This window comes from Pseudoalteromonas rubra (genome assembly GCF_000967655.1).
Classification (GTDB): Bacteria; Pseudomonadota; Gammaproteobacteria; order Enterobacterales; family Alteromonadaceae; genus Pseudoalteromonas; species Pseudoalteromonas rubra_A.
Genome location: NZ_JXYA01000009.1, coordinates 71,510 through 89,205, shown reverse-complemented (window position 1 = coordinate 89,205; position 17,696 = coordinate 71,510). Strand labels below are relative to the sequence as shown.

Annotated in this window: 18 protein-coding genes; 17 read left to right on the top strand and 1 reads right to left on the bottom strand. The window is 49.5% G+C overall.

The window, feature by feature from the left end:
- Window positions 1-256 precede the first annotated feature (256 nt).
- Window positions 257-1,699 carry a sigma-54 dependent transcriptional regulator gene (locus TW77_RS05285; protein WP_046003921.1) on the top strand — a complete coding sequence of 481 codons (1,443 nt, stop codon included), beginning with the start codon at window positions 257-259 and terminating at the stop codon, window positions 1,697-1,699.
- Between the two features lie 79 nt (window positions 1,700-1,778).
- Here the strand turns inward: TW77_RS05285 and TW77_RS05280 are convergent, their stop codons facing one another.
- Complete coding sequence (locus TW77_RS05280; protein WP_046003920.1) at window positions 1,779-2,393, bottom strand: DNA-3-methyladenine glycosylase I; 615 nt, start codon at window positions 2,391-2,393, stop codon at window positions 1,779-1,781.
- A gap of 183 nt (window positions 2,394-2,576) precedes the next feature.
- Here TW77_RS05280 and TW77_RS05275 point away from each other — a divergent pair, with 183 nt between their 5' ends.
- From TW77_RS05275 to fliR, 16 genes are all read left to right on the top strand, one after another.
- Window positions 2,577-3,689: a sensor histidine kinase gene (locus TW77_RS05275; RefSeq protein WP_046003919.1), complete on the top strand. Its 1,113-nt coding sequence runs from the start codon at window positions 2,577-2,579 to the stop codon at window positions 3,687-3,689.
- A complete protein-coding gene (locus TW77_RS05270; protein WP_046003918.1) occupies window positions 3,686-5,095 on the top strand; it encodes a sigma-54-dependent transcriptional regulator in 1,410 nt (469 codons plus the stop codon). The genes TW77_RS05275 and TW77_RS05270 overlap by 4 nt, the downstream gene beginning before the upstream one ends.
- A gap of 182 nt (window positions 5,096-5,277) precedes the next feature.
- Entirely contained in the window at window positions 5,278-5,619 is a 342-nt protein-coding gene (gene fliE / locus TW77_RS05265) for a flagellar hook-basal body complex protein FliE (protein ID WP_010385672.1), read from the top strand.
- Window positions 5,620-5,639: 20 nt separating this feature from the next.
- The gene (gene fliF / locus TW77_RS05260) at window positions 5,640-7,361 is read left to right on the top strand and encodes a flagellar basal-body MS-ring/collar protein FliF (RefSeq protein WP_156158601.1); all 1,722 of its coding nucleotides are present in this window, start codon (window positions 5,640-5,642) and stop codon (window positions 7,359-7,361) included.
- The gene (fliG, locus tag TW77_RS05255; RefSeq protein WP_046003916.1) at window positions 7,354-8,394 is read left to right on the top strand and encodes a flagellar motor switch protein FliG; all 1,041 of its coding nucleotides are present in this window, start codon (window positions 7,354-7,356) and stop codon (window positions 8,392-8,394) included. Before fliF ends, fliG begins: the two co-directional genes overlap by 8 nt.
- Window positions 8,395-8,397: 3 nt before the next feature.
- Window positions 8,398-9,213, top strand: coding sequence for a flagellar assembly protein FliH (gene fliH, locus TW77_RS05250; protein ID WP_046003915.1), 816 nt, complete (start codon window positions 8,398-8,400; stop codon window positions 9,211-9,213).
- 102 nt (window positions 9,214-9,315) lie between these two features.
- Window positions 9,316-10,659, top strand: a complete 1,344-nt coding sequence (gene fliI / locus TW77_RS05245) for a flagellar protein export ATPase FliI (RefSeq protein ID WP_046003914.1) — start codon at window positions 9,316-9,318, stop codon at window positions 10,657-10,659.
- A complete protein-coding gene (fliJ, locus tag TW77_RS05240; protein WP_046003913.1) occupies window positions 10,659-11,105 on the top strand; it encodes a flagellar export protein FliJ in 447 nt (148 codons plus the stop codon). Before fliI ends, fliJ begins: the two co-directional genes overlap by 1 nt.
- An 84-nt stretch (window positions 11,106-11,189) precedes the next feature.
- Window positions 11,190-13,400: a flagellar hook-length control protein FliK gene (locus TW77_RS24580; protein WP_071211946.1), complete on the top strand. Its 2,211-nt coding sequence runs from the start codon at window positions 11,190-11,192 to the stop codon at window positions 13,398-13,400.
- A gap of 44 nt (window positions 13,401-13,444) precedes the next feature.
- Window positions 13,445-13,969, top strand: a complete 525-nt coding sequence (fliL, locus tag TW77_RS05230; RefSeq protein ID WP_046003912.1) for a flagellar basal body-associated protein FliL — start codon at window positions 13,445-13,447, stop codon at window positions 13,967-13,969.
- Window positions 13,970-13,978: 9 nt separating this feature from the next.
- Window positions 13,979-15,073, top strand: a complete 1,095-nt coding sequence (fliM, locus tag TW77_RS05225) for a flagellar motor switch protein FliM (protein ID WP_046003911.1) — start codon at window positions 13,979-13,981, stop codon at window positions 15,071-15,073.
- 28 nt (window positions 15,074-15,101) lie between these two features.
- The gene (gene fliN / locus TW77_RS05220; RefSeq protein ID WP_046003910.1) at window positions 15,102-15,503 is read left to right on the top strand and encodes a flagellar motor switch protein FliN; all 402 of its coding nucleotides are present in this window, start codon (window positions 15,102-15,104) and stop codon (window positions 15,501-15,503) included.
- Between the two features lie 11 nt (window positions 15,504-15,514).
- Complete coding sequence (gene fliO / locus TW77_RS05215) at window positions 15,515-15,886, top strand: flagellar biosynthetic protein FliO (protein ID WP_046003909.1); 372 nt, start codon at window positions 15,515-15,517, stop codon at window positions 15,884-15,886.
- A 4-nt stretch (window positions 15,887-15,890) separates the two neighbouring features.
- Window positions 15,891-16,631: a flagellar type III secretion system pore protein FliP gene (gene fliP, locus TW77_RS05210; protein WP_046003908.1), complete on the top strand. Its 741-nt coding sequence runs from the start codon at window positions 15,891-15,893 to the stop codon at window positions 16,629-16,631.
- A 1-nt stretch (window position 16,632) separates the two neighbouring features.
- Window positions 16,633-16,902 carry a flagellar biosynthesis protein FliQ gene (fliQ, locus tag TW77_RS05205; RefSeq protein WP_046003907.1) on the top strand — a complete coding sequence of 90 codons (270 nt, stop codon included), beginning with the start codon at window positions 16,633-16,635 and terminating at the stop codon, window positions 16,900-16,902.
- Window positions 16,903-16,908: 6 nt separating this feature from the next.
- The gene (fliR, locus tag TW77_RS05200) at window positions 16,909-17,688 is read left to right on the top strand and encodes a flagellar biosynthetic protein FliR (protein ID WP_046003906.1); all 780 of its coding nucleotides are present in this window, start codon (window positions 16,909-16,911) and stop codon (window positions 17,686-17,688) included.
- Window positions 17,689-17,696 lie beyond the last annotated feature (8 nt).

Sequence of the window (17,696 nt, the reverse complement as noted above, 5' to 3'; positions counted from 1 at the left end):
CACTCAGAACTAAATAAAGCCAGTGAACTTACACTGGCTTTTTTATACCAATTTGAGCGCGTGAACGCTCGTTCCTTATAAATGTACGTATGTCTCATTTTCTGCCATTTTAATCCTTAAGTATTGATTTAGCGCATGGGCTGTGGCGTTTTTTTGGCGTTGATGTCAAAAACTTGCCACTTAGGTATTGCATCCCCATGTCACTGACTTACAATCAATACTATTGATGTAAACGAAGAAGTGTGACCTTGCGGGCATGATTACGATCCTCGATAACAATAATAACAGAGCAACCGGACTGGCTGCGGCATTGAGTTTTGTCGGGCAGCCGGCACAGGTGATTGCAGAGCCGGAGTTTTCCTCCGATCTATTCAGCAATCTACAAGAGCCGGTGGTGATCCTGGGCGCTCTGTCACAGCACAATCATGAAGTGCTGATAAAATCATTGCCTGCAGTGCCATTTTTGCTGATTGGGGAAACCTTAAGGCCGCTGCTTTCTCTCGCCAATGTGATTGGTCTTATCACAGAGCCGTTTAGTCAGGAAGTGACCATGCAGCTGCTGCACGATTGTCAGCAATATCTGCGTATGTTGCCGGGCAAGTCGACTCAGCTTAATGACGCTAAGTCGTTTGATGGCCTGGTAGGTGATACCAAAGCCGTTAAAGAAGTGCGCTTTTTAATCTCTCAGGTGGCTAAAACAGATGCCAATGTATTGATCCTTGGCGAATCAGGTACAGGTAAAGAGGTGGTTGCACGCAATGTACACTTGCTATCCAACCGCAATTCAGGCCCGTTTGTACCGGTTAACTGTGGTGCTATTCCTGGTGAGCTGCTGGAAAGCGAGTTGTTTGGTCATGAGAAAGGCGCATTTACCGGCGCAATCTCGGCACGTAAAGGACGCTTTGAGTTGGCACAAGGCGGTACTCTGTTTCTCGACGAAATAGGTGATATGCCGTTGCAGATGCAGGTTAAGTTGCTACGTGTTTTGCAAGAGCGTAGCTACGAGCGGGTTGGCGGCACTAAGCCCATTCAGGCAGATGTCAGGGTGATTGCAGCTACACACCGCAACCTGGAAATCATGATCGAGGAGGGCAAGTTCCGTGAGGATTTGTTCTACCGCCTCAATGTATTTCCCATCGAGAACCCTTCGCTGCGTGAACGCGCAGATGATATTCCTCTTTTGCTCAAAGAGTTACTGCGCCGTGTTGCAGAGCAGGGCGGCAGTTCAGTCAAATTCACCGATCGTGCCGTTGACAGTCTCAAGGCACATAGCTGGCCCGGTAACATTCGTGAACTGGCAAACCTGGTAGAACGCATGGCCATAATGTTCCCGGAAAAAGTGGTAGATGTCACAGACTTACCGGGTAAGTATCGTTATATCGATGTCGAGGCTTACGAACCTGAATATCCGGAAGAACTGCTTGAAAAAGATGTCTTTAACGAGCTGTTCAGTGATGGATTCAGTGATTTTGAAGATGAAGAAGAATCACTTGAACAGGCCAGTGCAGAGCCTGGTCTTGGGCTACTGCCAGATGAAGGGATAGAGCTGAAAGAGTATCTCGCAGACATGGAAATTAGCCTGATCACCCAGGCACTTGAGCGTTATGATTATGTGGTTGCCAGAGCGGCAGAGATTCTGGGTGTACGCCGCACTACGCTGGTCGAAAAAATGAAAAAATACAACCTAAACCGCGACTAGCCATGGTAGTAGGACATAGAAGAGCGGCGCTTTGATAGCGCCGTTTTTTATGGCTACAGAAAAGCTGCCTCTGTGTATCTTATTTCTGACTACTCAACTGCGCTTTAATATCCAACTGCTGATACATCTCTAAAATCGGCGCTTTACAAAAGCAGTCGTCGTGATGGTCATTGACCATGCCACAGGCCTGCATGTGGGCGTATACTGTGGTGGGTCCCAGGAATTTAAAACCCCGTTTTTTCAGATCTTTTGCGAATTGCGTACTGATCTCTGTCGTGGCCTGATAATCCTGCGGGCTATGGATAGTGCTCACGATTGGTTCAAAGTTAACAAACTGCCACTGGTAGTAAGCAAAACTACCAAATTCTTGTTGTATCTCTATAAACCGCTTGGCGTTATTGATTGTTGCCTGGATTTTTAGTTTATTACGAATGATCCCAGTGTTATCCATCAGTTTAATGACGTCGTCTTCTGTCATCGCCGCGACTTTATGCAGGTCAAATTGATGAAACGCCGCCCGGTAGTTGTCGCGTTTTTTCAAAATGGTGTACCAGCTCAGACCTGCCTGTGCCGATTCCAGCGTGATAAACTCGAACAGCTTAGCGTCTTCCAGTACGGGTTTTCCCCATTCCTCATCGTGATAGGCGACATAATCAGGCTTACTTAAATCGACCCAGTGACAGCGTGTGGTCATGATATTGTCCTTAATGGTGATGTTAGGTTGAGTTCAGTTTAGCGCATAATGAATGGCTGTACAAATAAACAGTGTCAAACTTTTGAAGGGTAATAGCATATTATAATCCACTGAATTTATTGATAATTAAAGTTGGCACATCAATTGCTTTATCACAGTATCTAAGTTTATGAGAGCAACATCATGGCATTAGCAAAAGTGATCAATCCACAATTTGTGCCAACCACTCAGTATAACCCTTGCTTGTTGCAAGAGGCGTACATGGGCGAGCTGAGCGATCTGCGCCAGCAGGCCAGCTGGTTGAGCCACCTGGTCGATACCATGCCAGCCGGTGTGGTGGTACTGGATGGTCAGGGCATGATAGCCAAGGCCAATCAGATAGCCATTGACATGCTGGGCGAGCCTCTGGAAGGAGAGAAGTGGTTCAGCATTATCCAGCGTTCTTTCTGTCCACAGCAGGATGATGGCCATGAAGTGTCTCTCAAAGACGGACGCCTGATCAAACTCGCTATTACCGCTCTGACCCCGGAGCCCGGACAGCTGATCCTGATGACCGACTTAACTGAAACAAGACGTCTGCAAGCGCGTGTTGCCCATATGCAGCGCCTCAGCGCGCTGGGTAAAATGGTCGCCTCATTGGCGCACCAGGTGCGTACGCCTTTGTCTGCGGCCATGTTGTATGGTGCAAACCTGGGCAGCAGCAAGCTTCCCGCACAGTCTCGAGACAAATTTCACACTAAGCTGATGTCGCGTCTTAAAGACCTTGAAAACCAGGTCAATGACATGCTGTTGTTTGCTAAAAGTGGCGAGCAACAGGTGATCGAGCGCGTTTCAATGCAACAGCTTCTGAGCGAGGTCAAAGCCGGAGCAGATGCTATGGTTTCACTGCACAAGGCAGAGTTATCCGTGGTTTTGCCCGAGCCGGATATTGAAATTCTGGGCAATAAAACGGCGCTGGCCAGTGCCATCCAGAACCTGATCCACAACAGTGTGCAGCATATTGGCGGAGATGCCAGAATAGAGATCTGTGCCAAACGTGAGGCTGGCACAGATACTGTTCGTATCAGCGTGTCTGACAACGGCCCAGGGGTTGACCTGAGCCTGGCAAGCAAATTATTTGAACCCTTTTACACGACTAAATCACAGGGCACGGGCCTGGGCTTAGCCGTTGTAAATTCCGTCGCCCATTCTCACAAAGGTCGGGTAGACGTCAAGAACAATGAAAGCGGAGGCGCATGTTTTAGCATGTTACTGCCTATTTCCAGCGAACATTCATCATTACAGGAGGCCGTATGAGCAACAAGATTCTGGTTGTAGAAGACGATGCCGGGTTGCGCGAAGCACTGATTGACACCCTTGAAATGTCAGGGTTTGAGTGCGTCGAAGCAGATAGCGCTGAGCAGGCAGTCATATTGCTAAAAGAGCAGACCTTTTCACTGCTGGTCAGTGATGTACAAATGGGGGCCATGAGTGGTCTGGATCTGCTTAGAACGGTAAAACTGAATTATCCTGAGCTGCCTGTGCTGATGATGACCGCCTATGCCACCATAGATGACGCGGTTGAAGCGATGCGACTAGGGGCAATCGATTACATGGCTAAACCCTTTGCGCCCGAAGTATTGCTCAATATGGTCAGCCGTTATATGCCTGAAAAAGAGAAAGAAACCGACGGTCCGGTGGTTGCAGACAGCAAAAGTCTTGAGTTGCTTGAACTGGCCAAAAAAGTGGCTCGCTCTGATGCCAGTGTCATGGTGTTGGGCCCCAGTGGTTCAGGCAAAGAGGTACTGGCTCGTTATATCCACGACCGTTCAGAGCGCGCCGAACAGCCATTTGTGGCCATCAACTGTGCGGCGATCCCCGAGAATATGCTCGAAGCCACGCTGTTTGGCTATGAGAAGGGCGCGTTTACGGGCGCGATTGCCGCGTGTCCGGGTAAGTTTGAACAAGCGCAAAAAGGCACCATTTTATTGGATGAAATCACTGAGATGGACCTGGGCCTGCAAGCAAAACTACTGCGGGTACTGCAAGAAAGAGAGGTCGAGCGTCTTGGTGGTCGTAAAACCATTGAGCTGGATGTACGGGTGCTGGCAACCAGTAACCGCGACCTTAAAGAGGCGGTCAAGGATGGCGTATTCCGTGAAGATCTGTATTACCGGCTTAATGTGTTTCCTTTGACCTGGCTGCCACTGGCAGAGCGCAGTGGTGATGTAGTACCACTGGCACAGCACCTGTTACAGCGCCATTGTGACAAAGCCGGAAAATTGACACCCTCGTTATCACAGTGTGCCAAAGACAAGCTGCTCAGTCATGCCTGGCCTGGCAATGTCAGAGAACTAGATAATGTTGTTCAAAGAGCGCTGATCCTGCAGCAGGGAACACACATTACTGCTGATGATATTTTTATCGAGAATTTTGCGCCTGCTGTGAGCGCACACGCGCAGCAGAGCACTGAACAAACGGCTGTATTCTCTGCCCCAGAAGCCGACCCCGTCAGTCAGGCCGACATCAATATGGCTGAGGACGCCGAAGGCTTGAACTATAAAGAAGAATTGCAGGACAAGGAGCATCAGATCATTCTGGATACGCTGAGCCGTTGCAACGGTAAGCGCAAAGATGTCGCTGAATTGCTGGGGATCAGTCCAAGAACACTCAGATATAAGCTGGCCAGAATGCGCGATTTGGGGTTACCCGTGCCGGCCTGACTTGCAAACCATATCATCCGGGCAATCACTGCCCGGATTTCTCTGTTTTCTTTGTCGAAATTTGTCACTGTCAAAAATTCGACCCACCTAATTTCTTTTAAGTTATTGAATTTAAATGTGTTTATTTTGGCACGCTTTGTGCTTTATTAGAGTTATGTATAACTCACAAAGTGAGCCAGACCATGAAAATTCAATCTACCGGACTTTATCAGGAAATGCAGGCTATGGCCTCAGAGGCTGGCCGTGTCAGACCTCAGGACCCAAATAAGCTACCTGTTCAGGCAACGGCTGCAACGTCAAGCGCCCAGTTTGGTGACTTACTCAGTGATGCACTCAATACCGTTGCCGGATTACAGCGCGATGCCAAAGAAAAGGTCACTGCGGTTGAAATGGGTGATCGCAGTGTGTCTCTGGCAGAAGCTATGATTGCCAAAAACAAATCATCGGTGGCGTTTGATGCCACAATGCAGGTCAGAAATAAGCTGATTGAAGCTTATAAAGACATTATGAGCATGCCGGTTTAAACAGAGCTTAGTGGAGAGTAATCGTGGCTAACAATCAATCAACCGATCTGGCACTTGCTGATGGACAAACCGTTCCCGGTGCAGGTGGCGATGCAGATACGCAACAAGAGCAAAAATCTGGCTACTTTAGTGCTTTGAGCGGTGTTGATATGCTCCGCCAGATTACTTTGGTGATAGCGTTGGCCATCTGTCTGGCAATCGCGATTTTTATCATTATCTGGGCCCGTCAGCCCGATATGCGCCCGCTGGGCCAATATCCAACCGAAGAGCTGGTTCAGACGCTGGACTTTCTGGATGCCCAAAAAATCGAATATGACCTGGATGGTAACACCATTATGGTCGCCGAATCTGATTATCAGGATATCAAGCTGAGAATGGCCCGAGACGGGTTCAGTCAGGCGCCCAGCAGTGGTACTGATATTCTGATGCAGGACATGGGCTTTGGCGTAAGTCAGCGACTTGAACGTGAGCGTCTTAAGCACAGTCGTGAGCAACAACTGGCCCGCACCATAGAAGAACTGCAAGATATTAATCGTGCCAAAGTATTGTTGGCTATTCCTAAAGAAAACGTCTTTGCACGCCGCGAAAAACAGCCCTCAGCCACAGTGGTTGTTACCTTAAAACGCGGTCGTACACTGGACAGCGAAGAAGTAGACTCCATCGTTGATATCGTCGCGTCTGCTGTGCAGGGCTTGACCCCAGCCCGCGTCACGGTGACGGATCAGAATGGCCGCTTACTTAATTCCGGTTCTCAGGATTCGCTGGCTGCACGTTCTCGTAAAGAATATGAAATCGAGCGTAAGCGCGAGCAGGAATACCTGGAAAAAATCGACAGCATCATGATCCCTGTGGTTGGGCTCGGTAAGTACACCGCGCAGGTTGACCTGACGATGGACTTCAGTGCGGTAGAAGAAACCCAGAAACGTTTTAATCCGGACTTACCTGCGGTGCGCAGTGAAACCACCTTTGAAGAGAATAATGTGGGTGGTCTGGCTGTGGGTATCCCAGGCGCGCTAACAAACCAGCCGCCGGTGAACTCCAATATTCCGGAAGTGGCAGGCCAGGGTAATGGCACGGGCACTACGCCGTCACGTATCCATAAAGAAGCCACACGTAACTATGAGCTGGATACCACCATTTCACATAAGCGTCAGCAAACCGGCGTGATCCGTCGCATCAGTGTCTCGGTCGCAGTGGATTATATGAACAAACCGGATGCTGAGGGCAATATGGTGATGACACCACGCTCTCAGGAAGAGCTGAACAACATTCGTCGCTTGCTTCAGGGCGGTGTCGGCTTCGACATGCAACGTGGTGATGCGCTGGAAGTAGTGACTGTGCCATTTGTTCGCGAAAACATTATGGAAGAAGGCGACCTGCCGCTATGGGAGCAGGAATGGTTTATGAAAACCATCCGTCTGGTAATGGGCGCCCTGGTTATCATCGTACTGATACTGGCTGTTGTCAGACCTATGCTGAAACGTCTGATTTACCCAGAAGATACGCTTGAAGAATATGATGAAGATGCACTAACCTCAGGGGTAGACCTTGGCGACAGTACTTTAGATATGCTAAACAATGACTTTGATGAATCAGCAGTTGGCTTCTCTTCCGATGGTACATTACAATTGCCAGACTTACATGGTGACGAAGACTTGCTCAAAGCGGTTCGTGCACTGGTTGCCAATGAGCCAGAGCTGTCTTCTCAAGTAGTTAAAGCATGGTTAACTGAAGATGAGTGATGAAGAACAAAAACAACTGCCGCCGGCATTTGATGTAGACAAACTGGATGGGGTCGATAAGGCTGCCATCCTGCTACTGAGCCTGACGGAAGAAGATGCTGCCCAGATATTGAAGCATCTGGAACCCAAGCAGGTGCAAAAAGTGGGTATGGCGATGGCGGCACTCGATGACTTATCGCAGGCCAAAATAAGTGCGGTGCACAACCTGTTTATCGAGCAGATCCAAAGCTTCAGTACCATCGGCTTCCAGTCTGAGGACTTCATTAAGAAGGCACTGACTGCGGCACTGGGTGAAGACAAAGCAGCCAGCCTGATCGACCAGATTGTGATGGGCTCAGGTGCTAAAGGCCTGGACTCATTGAAATGGATGGACTCCAAACAGGTGGCTAACATCATCCGTAACGAGCACCCGCAGATCCAGACAATCGTATTATCCTATCTGGAGCCGGAGCAATCGGCTGAGATACTTGCTCAGTTCCCTGAGAAGGTTCGCTTAGACCTGACAATGCGTATCGCCAACCTCGAAGAAGTACAACCCGCTGCACTGCAAGAGCTGAATGAAATCATGGAGAAACAGTTTGCCGGTCAAGCTGGTGCGCAGGCTGCGAAAATGGGTGGCCTGAAAGCCGCTGCCGACATTATGAACTATCTGGATACCAACATCGAAGGTCAGCTGATGGACTCTATCCGTGAACATGATGAAGAAATGTCGCAGCAAATTCAGGATCTGATGTTTGTCTTTGAAAACCTTATGGATGTTGAAGATAGAGGTATTCAGGCGATTCTACGTGAAGTACAGCAGGATGTATTGATGAAGGCCATCAAAGGTGCCGATGACTCTCTGAAAGACAAGATCATGAAGAACATGTCTAAACGTGCCGCAGAAATGATGGCCGATGATCTGGAAGCCATGCCACCAGTTAGGATCAGTGAAGTTGAAGCTGCGCAGAAAGAGATCCTGGCCACAGCCAGACGTCTTGCCGACTCGGGTGAAATTATGCTCGGTGGTGGTGGTGGTGAGGAGTTCCTGTAAGCCATGGCTGAGAAAAAGTTATATCGTGGTAAACCTGTGAGCTCCGACGCCTTGGACGAACTGTTAGAAAACTGGCCGATCCCGGATGTAGAACAGGATCTGAGCAAGTATTCCGGGCGTTCAACCGCAATGGGGACGCCGCTTGAGGAGGTTTATCAGCAAAAAGTTAAACACGCCGAACCTGAGCCTGAAGAAGAAGCCGTTCCAACACTGACACTTGAGGAGCTCGAGCAGATCAGACAGGACGCTTACGAAGAAGGCCTTAAGCAGGGCCATGAACAGGGCTATATTGAGGGCTTTGACAAAGGCGTCAGTGAAGGCAAAGAAGCCGGCTACAAAGAAGGTGTCACGCTTGGTAAGGAGCAGGGCATAGAAGAAGCAAAGCCGCTCATTGAAGAGCGATTGCAGTCATTGTCTGCGTTACTGGATGCCACCCAAAACCCTCTGCGTCAGATAGATGAAGCCGCTGAAAAGCAATTATTGCAACTCGTCAATTTATTGGCAGAGCAAGTGATTTTTGAGCAGGTGAAGGCGCGTCCGGAGCTGATTTTACAGGCGCTGAAGAAAGGGATTGACGCCTTACCTTTGCATGATACGCAGATGCGGATCAATTTACACCCTGATGACCTGGCGCTGGTCAAAGAAGCATATGGCGAAGAAACCATTGCCGAGCAACACTGGCAGCTCGTGCCTGAGCCAACCCTGGAACGCGGTGGCTGCCAGATCAGAACGCCGGAGTCCTCCATCGACTTAAGCCTCAAAAACCGCATCAGTGAGGTGCTTGGCAGCTTTTTACAGGGTAGCGGCGTAGACACCTGAGCCATACCATAGTGCGGTGTAGCTAACCGAGCATCGCACTAAACTAAATGTTGGTTAGCTTTTTGCATGAGTGAGTTATCTGAATTTTTTCACCGATAGCAAATGACCGTATCCAGTTCGACACAACCGCCCCTGGCTGAACGCCTGCAAAAATTTCAAAAACATATCCAGCCTTATGGCGTTGCTGTAGCGGGCAGCCTGACTCGGGTAGTCGGCCTCACGCTTGAAGCGAGGGGGCTCAATGCCCCGGTCGGCAGCCAGTGTAAGATAGAAACCATCCGCGGATTTGTTGATGCCGAAGTCATCGGATTTAACCAGGATACCCTCTATCTGATGCCCAATGATCATATTTCTGGTGTCCTGCCGGGTGCCCGTGTGATCCCACAGATCAAAGAGGCTGGTTTGCCGGTGGGGATGAGCCTGTTAGGTCGAGTAGTCGACGGACTGGGACGCCCACTGGATGGCCTCGGACCGATTGAAGCAGAAACCCACCTCAAATTCGCTCAGGCAGCCATAAACCCGCTGGCCAGACGCCCAATCAAAGAGCCGATGGATGTGGGTGTACGTGCCATTAATTCCATTGTTACTGTAGGCCAGGGGCAGCGGATGGGTCTGTTTGCAGGTAGTGGTGTGGGTAAATCTGTGTTGCTTGGCATGATGACGCGCGGCAGTGAGGCGGATGTGATTGTGGTCGGTCTGGTTGGTGAACGGGGCCGGGAAGTAAAAGAATTCATAGATGAGATCCTGGGTGTAGAAGGGCGGCGACGCTCTGTGGTGGTTGCCGCACCGGCTGATGCTTCGCCGCTGATGCGGCTCAAGGGCTGTGAAAGTGCAGTAACCATTGCGGAATATTTTCGCGATCAGGGGCTGAACGTGCTGTTACTGCTCGACTCGGTGACCCGCTACGCCATGGCACAGCGGGAAATTGCCCTGGCGGTGGGAGAGCCACCGGCCACCAAAGGGTATCCGCCATCTGTATTTGCTAAGTTGCCGGCGCTGGTAGAGCGCGCAGGTAACGGAGGCGAGGGGCAGGGCTCAATCACAGCCTTCTTCACGGTACTGAGTGAGGGGGATGACATGCAGGACCCCATTGCCGATTCTGCCCGGGCTATTCTTGATGGGCACATCGTGTTGTCACGGGACCTGGCAGACAGCGGCCACTATCCGGCCATTGATATTGAAAAGTCGATTTCGCGGGTGATGCCGCAGGTGGTGTCTGAGAGCCATATGCAACAGGCTCGGGTGCTTAAACAGGTTTATTCTATGTACCAGCAAAATAAAGACATGATCACTTTAGGGGCTTATCAGCAGGGCAGTGACCCTATGCTGGATCAGGCCATCAACATGATGCCGAATATTAATGCCTTCTTGCAGCAGGGAATGAAAGACGTGCTGCATTATGACGAATGTCTGCAAGGTCTGGCACAACTTCTGGGACAAGGCTAATGGCAAATAACAAACTCGATTTGCTTTACAAACTGGAAAGCGAAAAAGAAGAAAAACTGCGTCTTAACTTTATTCAGGCTGAGCAGAACTTTCATGCCAACCAGCAAAAGCTCAATGGTTTGAATGATTTTCGCCTTGAGTATAGTCAACAGCTGCACCAAAAAGCCCTGCAAGGTTTATCGAGCGCCGGGTTTGGCCAGTATCACGCCTTTATTAACAAAATTGAACAAGCCATCACACAGCAGGCAAGCACAGTGGCAACGGCTAAGCGCGTGGTCGACCAGCGCCGCAAGTTATGGCTTGAGCAACAAGTTAAGGCCAAAGCAATTGCCAAGCTGATAGAGAAAAAAGCACTGGAGCATCAGCAAAAGCTGGCCAAAGCCGAGCAGAAGATGCTGGACGAGTTTGCCACTAATATTTTTATGCGGCGCAAACAAGCACAATAAATGGCCTGTTTTTTGCAATATCAACCCTGTAAATCAATTTAATCCGGTTAGCGGCGCAAACTTGCCGCATATGAAGGTGACAGTATGGTCAATGTTTCGCTAGAAGTAGCAATCAATAACGGAGTTTCGGCGAAGGGAAAGGATCAAACGGAACAGTCCGAGGACTCGGGCTTTCTCGCTATGTTGGCTCAGGCAGAGCAAGACAGTAGCGACGAGGCTCAACAGTCAGACACCGATGAGACGCAGGAGTATATTCCTTTGCCGGGAGGCCTGGACCGCCGTCTGGGTTTGGATACCAGTGACGTACCGACGAATAAAAAAGCTGCGCCGGACGAACCGTTAAAACTCGATGATTCTGAGCTACCTGGTCAGACAGTAGGCCAATCGGGCGCAGCTGCTGGTTCAAACAGCGATGCCGATGATCTGCTTGCTCAGATCACCTCATCCAATGCACAAAGCACTGACGTTGCACATAACCTGGCACCTGTGCCCAAAGCACTGAAAGACTATCTGGGCAAAGAAGCCCTGGTAATGCCACCTGAAGGTAAACAGCCTGGCGATAATATCGGGCCAGTCGTACCTGCGCCTGCAGGGCAAGTCGATGAGGCCCAGGACCCTGAACTCACTGATACAAAAGCGTCACTGACAAGCGCACCTAGCCATGCAGGTGCGAAATCTATGGAGGGTAAGACGCAGGCTGAGGGTGTTGATGAGCTGGTGATTGCCAAACGCGTTGAACGAGTGGGACCGGTGATCACGCAACCAAGCGATGCTGCTTTGCCTGCACAAGCGGATAATCAGCCTGTGAAAGGAGAAGCAAAGGCTGCCGGGCTGACAGAAGCGTTAAAGTCAGGCAGTACAGGCGATATTAAAAATGCGGTAAACGTAACGTCGACCGATGAGCAGAAGCACGCAGCGCAGACTAAGCCACTACAAGCAGAGCAGGCATTGCCAGCGGGTAAGGCTGTGACCTCAGAGGCACCGCTGCGTGAGCAAGCATCAGCACAAAGTGCAGTGCATAAATACGCGGGCGAGGCACAACCTTTGACTGGTCAAGTTACTCAGCGCCCTGGCGAGCAAATCGGCCCGGTGATCACAACGCCACAGGGCGATGACGCCCAGGGGGCTAGTGCAGACAAGGCAATCAAAACACCCCAACCAGCTCAGCCTCAGCAGCTTAGCAATGCAACCAGCACAAGTGATCTGAAAGGGATGGTTGACGCATTGACGCCGCAGCAAAAGCAGACACTGGCAACGAATCTTCAGTCTCAGCTGGACAGTGGTGAGCTGAGCGACCCTGAGCATCGCGCGAAAGCCGAACAGTTGCTGCAAGAGTTGGGTGTGAAGCCCCAACTGGCGGGGGCAAACAAAGCTCAGGACATGACAGCGACGGTGGCCAAACAGCCAGCTCAAACTGATCAGCAAGTGCAAAACAATAATACTGAGCAGCTTGCTACATCTGAAAAAGACAGCAAAGCCGCAAAAGTAGCAGATCCGGTTTCACCAGATAAGGTGAACAAACAGAGTGCTGCGGTAAGTCAGTCGGCTGTGGGTAACGCAGAACAAAAATCGCAGCTCAAAGACGTGCAGCAGCAAGCGGTTGCAAGCGAGCCGCTCGATAGTGAACACCCAGAGTTAGCGCAGCTAAAAAAAGAGGGGGGGCAGTCTGAGCAGCAAAATTCGCAGCAGCGCAGCGCCGTGCCAGCACCCATAGAAAATATCTTTAAAGCCATTCGTGGCGAGCGTGTCGATGATGGGTTAAAGCATGAGTTTAATGAGGTACTGGCACAAGTTGAGCAGGTCCGTCAAACCCAGCAGGTTAACCAGCAAAGTGCAGTGAACCAAAAAGCCATGCAGACCGACCCTGCCGTCAGTCAGGCCATAAATATTGCAAGAAATGATGCGGTGAAAGCCTTACAAGAGCGCGTCAATATGATGCTGAATATCAATAACAAGGAAGCTGAGATCCGCTTAGATCCACCTGAATTGGGCAGTATGCAGATACGTATACGCTCGGAGGGAGAGCAGGCTCAGGTTAACTTTGTTGTGCAAAACCAGCAAGCGAAAGAACAGCTTGAACAGTCCATGCCAAAACTCAGGGAGATGCTGGCAGAGCAAGGGATCCAGCTTGGAGAAAGTAACATTCAACAAGGACAAGGCGGTGAACAACAGCATCAGGAATCATCGCAAGGTCATGGAACACTTGCTAATAATGGCAGTGAAGCGCAAAATAACGGCCAACAATCAACAACTAGCAGGCGGCAAAGTGATTCTGCAATAGATTACTATGCGTAACAGCTGCTATGATTAAGGTTACAGTGAGTTAAAGAAGCGCGACAATGGCAGAAGAAAGCGATTTAGAAATAGAAGAAACCGGTGGCTCGAAGAAGAAATTAATCATTATTATTGCGGCTGTGGTTGTTGTTTTAGCCGCAGTTGCGGGCTACTTTTTATTTGCAGGGTCAGATGAGGCGCCCGAATCGCTGGCAGAAGAAACGACCGAACAGCAGGTACAGGCATCGCAGCAAAATGCTGCTCAAACGGGCAGTGCGTTGTATGTCGCTATGCCTCGTCCTTTTGTGTTTAACGTGCCAGGCGCGAGTCGCGACCGCATAGTGCAAATTAAAGTACAGCTGCTGGTGCGGGGCGACGTCAATGAAGAGGTGGCCAAGAAGCATATTCCTCTGATTGAAGGCACCCTGTTAAGTGTGTTTTCCACCACAACCGCTGATGAATTGAGTACCAGTGCAGGTAAAGAGACCTTACGTCTGAGCGCGCTGGATAAAGTGCAGGCCGCAATGGAAAGCGTTGAGGGCAGCAAGGTAGTTGAGCGTGTGTTATTTACCGGTTTTGTAATGCAGTAGGAAGAGTCAGTGAGCGACTTATTATCACAAGACGAAATCGATGCCTTATTGCATGGCGTTGATGAAGTCGAAGAAGAAGAGGTTCCCGATAGTGACGATGGCGGGACCAGTAACGCCTTACAATACGACTTTTCGTCGCAGGACAGAATCGTTCGTGGTCGCATGCCAACGCTGGAAATCGTTAACGAACGATTTGCCCGGCATATGCGGATCAGTCTGTTCAATATGATGCGTCGTACCGCTGAAGTGTCAATCAATGGTGTACAAATGCTCAAGTTTGGCGAGTACATTCACACTTTGTTTGTACCGACCAGCTTGAACATGGTGCGTTTTCGCCCGCTTAAGGGCACCGGTTTGATCACCATGGAAGCCCGTTTGGTGTTTATTCTGGTAGATAACTTCTTCGGTGGTGATGGCCGTTACCATGCGAAAATTGAAGGACGTGAATTTACGCCAACTGAGCGACGTATTGTTCAGATGCTGCTCAAGATCATCTTTGAAGATTACAAAGAAGCCTGGGCGCCGGTTATGGATGTATCTTTTGAATACCTGGATTCAGAAGTAAACCCTGCGATGGCCAACATAGTGTCACCGACCGAGGTTGTGGTAATAAGCTCATTCCACATTGAGCTGGACGGCGGGGGCGGAGACTTCCATATTTCCCTACCTTACTCGATGCTCGAACCCATCCGTGAACTGCTCGACGCCGGTGTTCAATCAGATACGGAAGATACGGATCTGCGTTGGAGTAAGGCACTGCGTGACGAAATTATGGATGTTGAAGTTGAGCTGTCTACACAGTTACTGGAAGTCGACTTGTCTTTGGAGCAAATTATGCAGTTGAAAGCGGGTGATATTATCCCCGTTGAAATGCCTGAGCATATCACTGTGTTTGTGGAGGAGCTGCCGACGTTTCGGGCTAAAATGGGGCGCTCCCGCGATAATGTGGCGCTGCAGATCAGTGAGAAGATTAAACGTCCTGAATCGGTTAAGTCTGAGCTTCACGTGTTTACAAAGGGCGGCAAGAAGCTGGACTCGGATGCCGAATTGGCAGAATTAGAAGAAGATCTGCACCTGTCTGAAGGTGTGGATTTGGATTGGTGATGAAGAAGTTAATTAAGGTAGTCAGTGCATGAGCGATGATCAAGATACAATGGACGAATGGGCGGCTGCACTTGCAGAGGCCGAGGAAGCTGACCAGGACGGTACTGAAGCCGAAGTTGCAGAACTGGAAGAGTTACAGGACAGTGGCGCTAATCTGAGTGCGGATGAAAAGCGCAAACTCGATACAATTTTAGATATCCCGGTCACCATTTCGATGGAGGTGGGCCGCTCTAAAATTAATATCCGTAATTTACTCCAGTTAAACCAGGGCTCCGTTGTTGAGCTGGACAGGGTTGCCGGTGAACCTCTGGATGTATTGGTTAACGGCACTTTGATTGCGCACGGTGAAGTGGTTGTTGTAAACGATAAGTTTGGTATTCGCCTGACTGACGTGATCAGCCAGGTCGAACGCATCAAAAAGCTTCGCTAGCAGCCCAGGGAATGAGTGTATTAATGTTCTCCAGTGTGGCTGCAGTGCAGCCACCAAGTGGGCTCAGCAGTGAGCTATTATCGGTTGGCCTGTCTTTGGCTTTGGTGGTGCTAGCGATTATCGGGTTGGCATTGCTGGTTAAGCGCTTTAACCCAAATCTGGGTAACAGCCAGGATTTTAAAGTGATCCGCAGCTTACCGCTAGGTAGTAAAGAGCGCCTGCTGGTAATAGAAATTGACGATAAGCAACACTTGCTCGGTGTCACGCCACACAGTATTAATTATTTATATCAGTTAGAGTCGCCGTTAGAGGTGACACCCACAGCGCCTTTTGCTAAAGAACTTAGTCGCTTAATGTCTGGCGCAAATAACAATAAGAAATAAACCTATGGTCCGAATTCTTCTCCTCATCAGTGTGTTCTTCTTTGCATCAAATGCCTTTGCTGATGGTATTGAGGCTCTGAGCGTAACAACTAATCCGGATGGCTCTCAGGAATACTCAGTAACCCTGCAAGTATTGGCCATCATGACAGCACTGAGCTTTATCCCGGCTGCTGTGATTATGATGACCTCGTTTACGCGCATCATTGTGGTACTGGCGATATTGCGTCAGGCAATTGGCTTACAGCAATCGCCGTCAAATCAGGTCTTGGTGGGTATGTCGCTGTTTCTGACCTTTTTTATTATGGCGCCAATCTTCAATCAAATTAACGACCGCGCCGTACAACCTTATTTGAACGAAGAGTTGACGTCGATCCAGGCATTGCAAGAAGCCAAAGAGCCTATCAAAGCATTTATGCTTTCCCAAACCCGGATAAAGGATTTGGAAACATTCGCCAAGATAGCCGGTTACGATAAACTCGATAGCCCGGAAGACACCCCGTTTGTGGTGATAATCCCGGCTTTTGTTACCAGCGAATTGCAGACCGCTTTTATCATTGGCTTTATGTTTTTTATCCCCTTCCTGATAGTTGACCTGGTGGTTGCCAGTGTCTTGATGGCTATGGGTATGATGATGCTGTCGCCCATGATTGTGGCTTTACCCTTTAAGATTATGCTGTTTGTGTTGGTTGATGGCTGGTCTTTGATCATGGGCACGCTGGCGCGAAGTTTTGGCTTAGGAGTGTAATATGGAGCCAGAAGTTTTTGTCGACATTCTCAGTGACTCGCTCTTTATTGTTATCAAGCTGGTGACAGCCATTGTACTCCCCGGTCTGATGATAGGTTTGGTGGTCGCGGTGTTCCAGGCTGCTACGTCAATCAACGAACAGACTCTGAGCTTTTTGCCCAGGCTCATCATCACCATTGTGGCACTCATCTATGGTGGTCATTGGATGACTCAGGTGCTGATGGACTTCTTCAACCAGTTGGTACTGCAAATCCCTGAAATAGCGGGATAGTCTGCTATGGAGTACCCTTTTGCAATCATCATACAGTGGCTGAGTGACTACCTGTTGCCATTTGTTCGGATCAGCTCAATGATCATGATCATGGCCGGTTTGGGTGCGCAAAGTGTGCCTACCCGAGTGAAGCTTGCCCTGTCGATTGTGGTAACGGTGGCGGTTGTACCTGCTATCCCTCAGACTCAGTTTACTGATTTATTTTCTTTTGCCATGATTTTGGTGGTGACACATGAAATCATTGTTGGGGTTGCAATTGGCTTCGCCTCGGTATTGTTGCTAAATACCTTTATTGTTGCGGGTCAGATCCTGGCAATGCAAACAGGCCTGGGTTTTGCGTCCGTGGTTGACCCCGCCAATGGTCTGAGTGTACCTGCTGTTGGTCAGTTTTATCTGATCCTGGCTACGTTATTGTTTTTTGTCTTTAATGGTCATCTGATGATGATTAACATGGTGGTTTATAGCTTTCAGACCTGGCCTATTGACGGTACCTGGTGGGTGGCCGATAACTATTGGTTGATAGTGACCTGGGGGAGCTGGTTGTTTGCCACGGCACTGGCGTTGTCTTTGGCACCTTTAACGGCCATGCTGTTGATTAACTTGTCATTTGGCATAATGACCCGTGCCGCGCCGCAGATGAATATCTTCTCGGTCGGATTTGCGTTTACTATGGTGGCAGGTTTGTTGATCATCTGGATGACGATGGGGAACTTTATTATTCAGTACGAGTTTCAGTGGCTGAAAATGACAGAGCTGATGTGCAACCTGATTGGTTGTACGGTGTAATCGGGTAC

Bases quoted from the DNA above. Each gene is read 5' to 3' on its own strand.
- fliQ (WP_046003907.1), top strand. From the start codon at position 16,633: ATGGAGCCAGAAGTTTTTGTCGACATTCTCAGTGACTCGCTCTTTATT.
- fliP (WP_046003908.1), top strand. From the start codon at position 15,891: ATGGTCCGAATTCTTCTCCTCATCAGTGTGTTCTTCTTTGCATCAAAT.
- TW77_RS05275 (WP_046003919.1), top strand. From the start codon at position 2,577: ATGGCATTAGCAAAAGTGATCAATCCACAATTTGTGCCAACCACTCAG.
- TW77_RS24580 (WP_071211946.1), top strand. From the start codon at position 11,190: ATGGTCAATGTTTCGCTAGAAGTAGCAATCAATAACGGAGTTTCGGCG.
- fliI (WP_046003914.1), top strand. From the start codon at position 9,316: ATGACCGTATCCAGTTCGACACAACCGCCCCTGGCTGAACGCCTGCAA.
- fliG (WP_046003916.1), top strand. From the start codon at position 7,354: ATGAGTGATGAAGAACAAAAACAACTGCCGCCGGCATTTGATGTAGAC.
- TW77_RS05285 (WP_046003921.1), top strand. From the start codon at position 257: ATGATTACGATCCTCGATAACAATAATAACAGAGCAACCGGACTGGCT.
- TW77_RS05270 (WP_046003918.1), top strand. From the start codon at position 3,686: ATGAGCAACAAGATTCTGGTTGTAGAAGACGATGCCGGGTTGCGCGAA.
- fliE (WP_010385672.1), top strand. From the start codon at position 5,278: ATGAAAATTCAATCTACCGGACTTTATCAGGAAATGCAGGCTATGGCC.
- fliJ (WP_046003913.1), top strand. From the start codon at position 10,659: ATGGCAAATAACAAACTCGATTTGCTTTACAAACTGGAAAGCGAAAAA.
- fliN (WP_046003910.1), top strand. From the start codon at position 15,102: ATGAGCGATGATCAAGATACAATGGACGAATGGGCGGCTGCACTTGCA.
- fliH (WP_046003915.1), top strand. From the start codon at position 8,398: ATGGCTGAGAAAAAGTTATATCGTGGTAAACCTGTGAGCTCCGACGCC.
- fliO (WP_046003909.1), top strand. From the start codon at position 15,515: ATGAGTGTATTAATGTTCTCCAGTGTGGCTGCAGTGCAGCCACCAAGT.
- TW77_RS05280 (WP_046003920.1), bottom strand. From the start codon at position 2,393: ATGACCACACGCTGTCACTGGGTCGATTTAAGTAAGCCTGATTATGTC.
- fliR (WP_046003906.1), top strand. From the start codon at position 16,909: ATGGAGTACCCTTTTGCAATCATCATACAGTGGCTGAGTGACTACCTG.
- fliL (WP_046003912.1), top strand. From the start codon at position 13,445: ATGGCAGAAGAAAGCGATTTAGAAATAGAAGAAACCGGTGGCTCGAAG.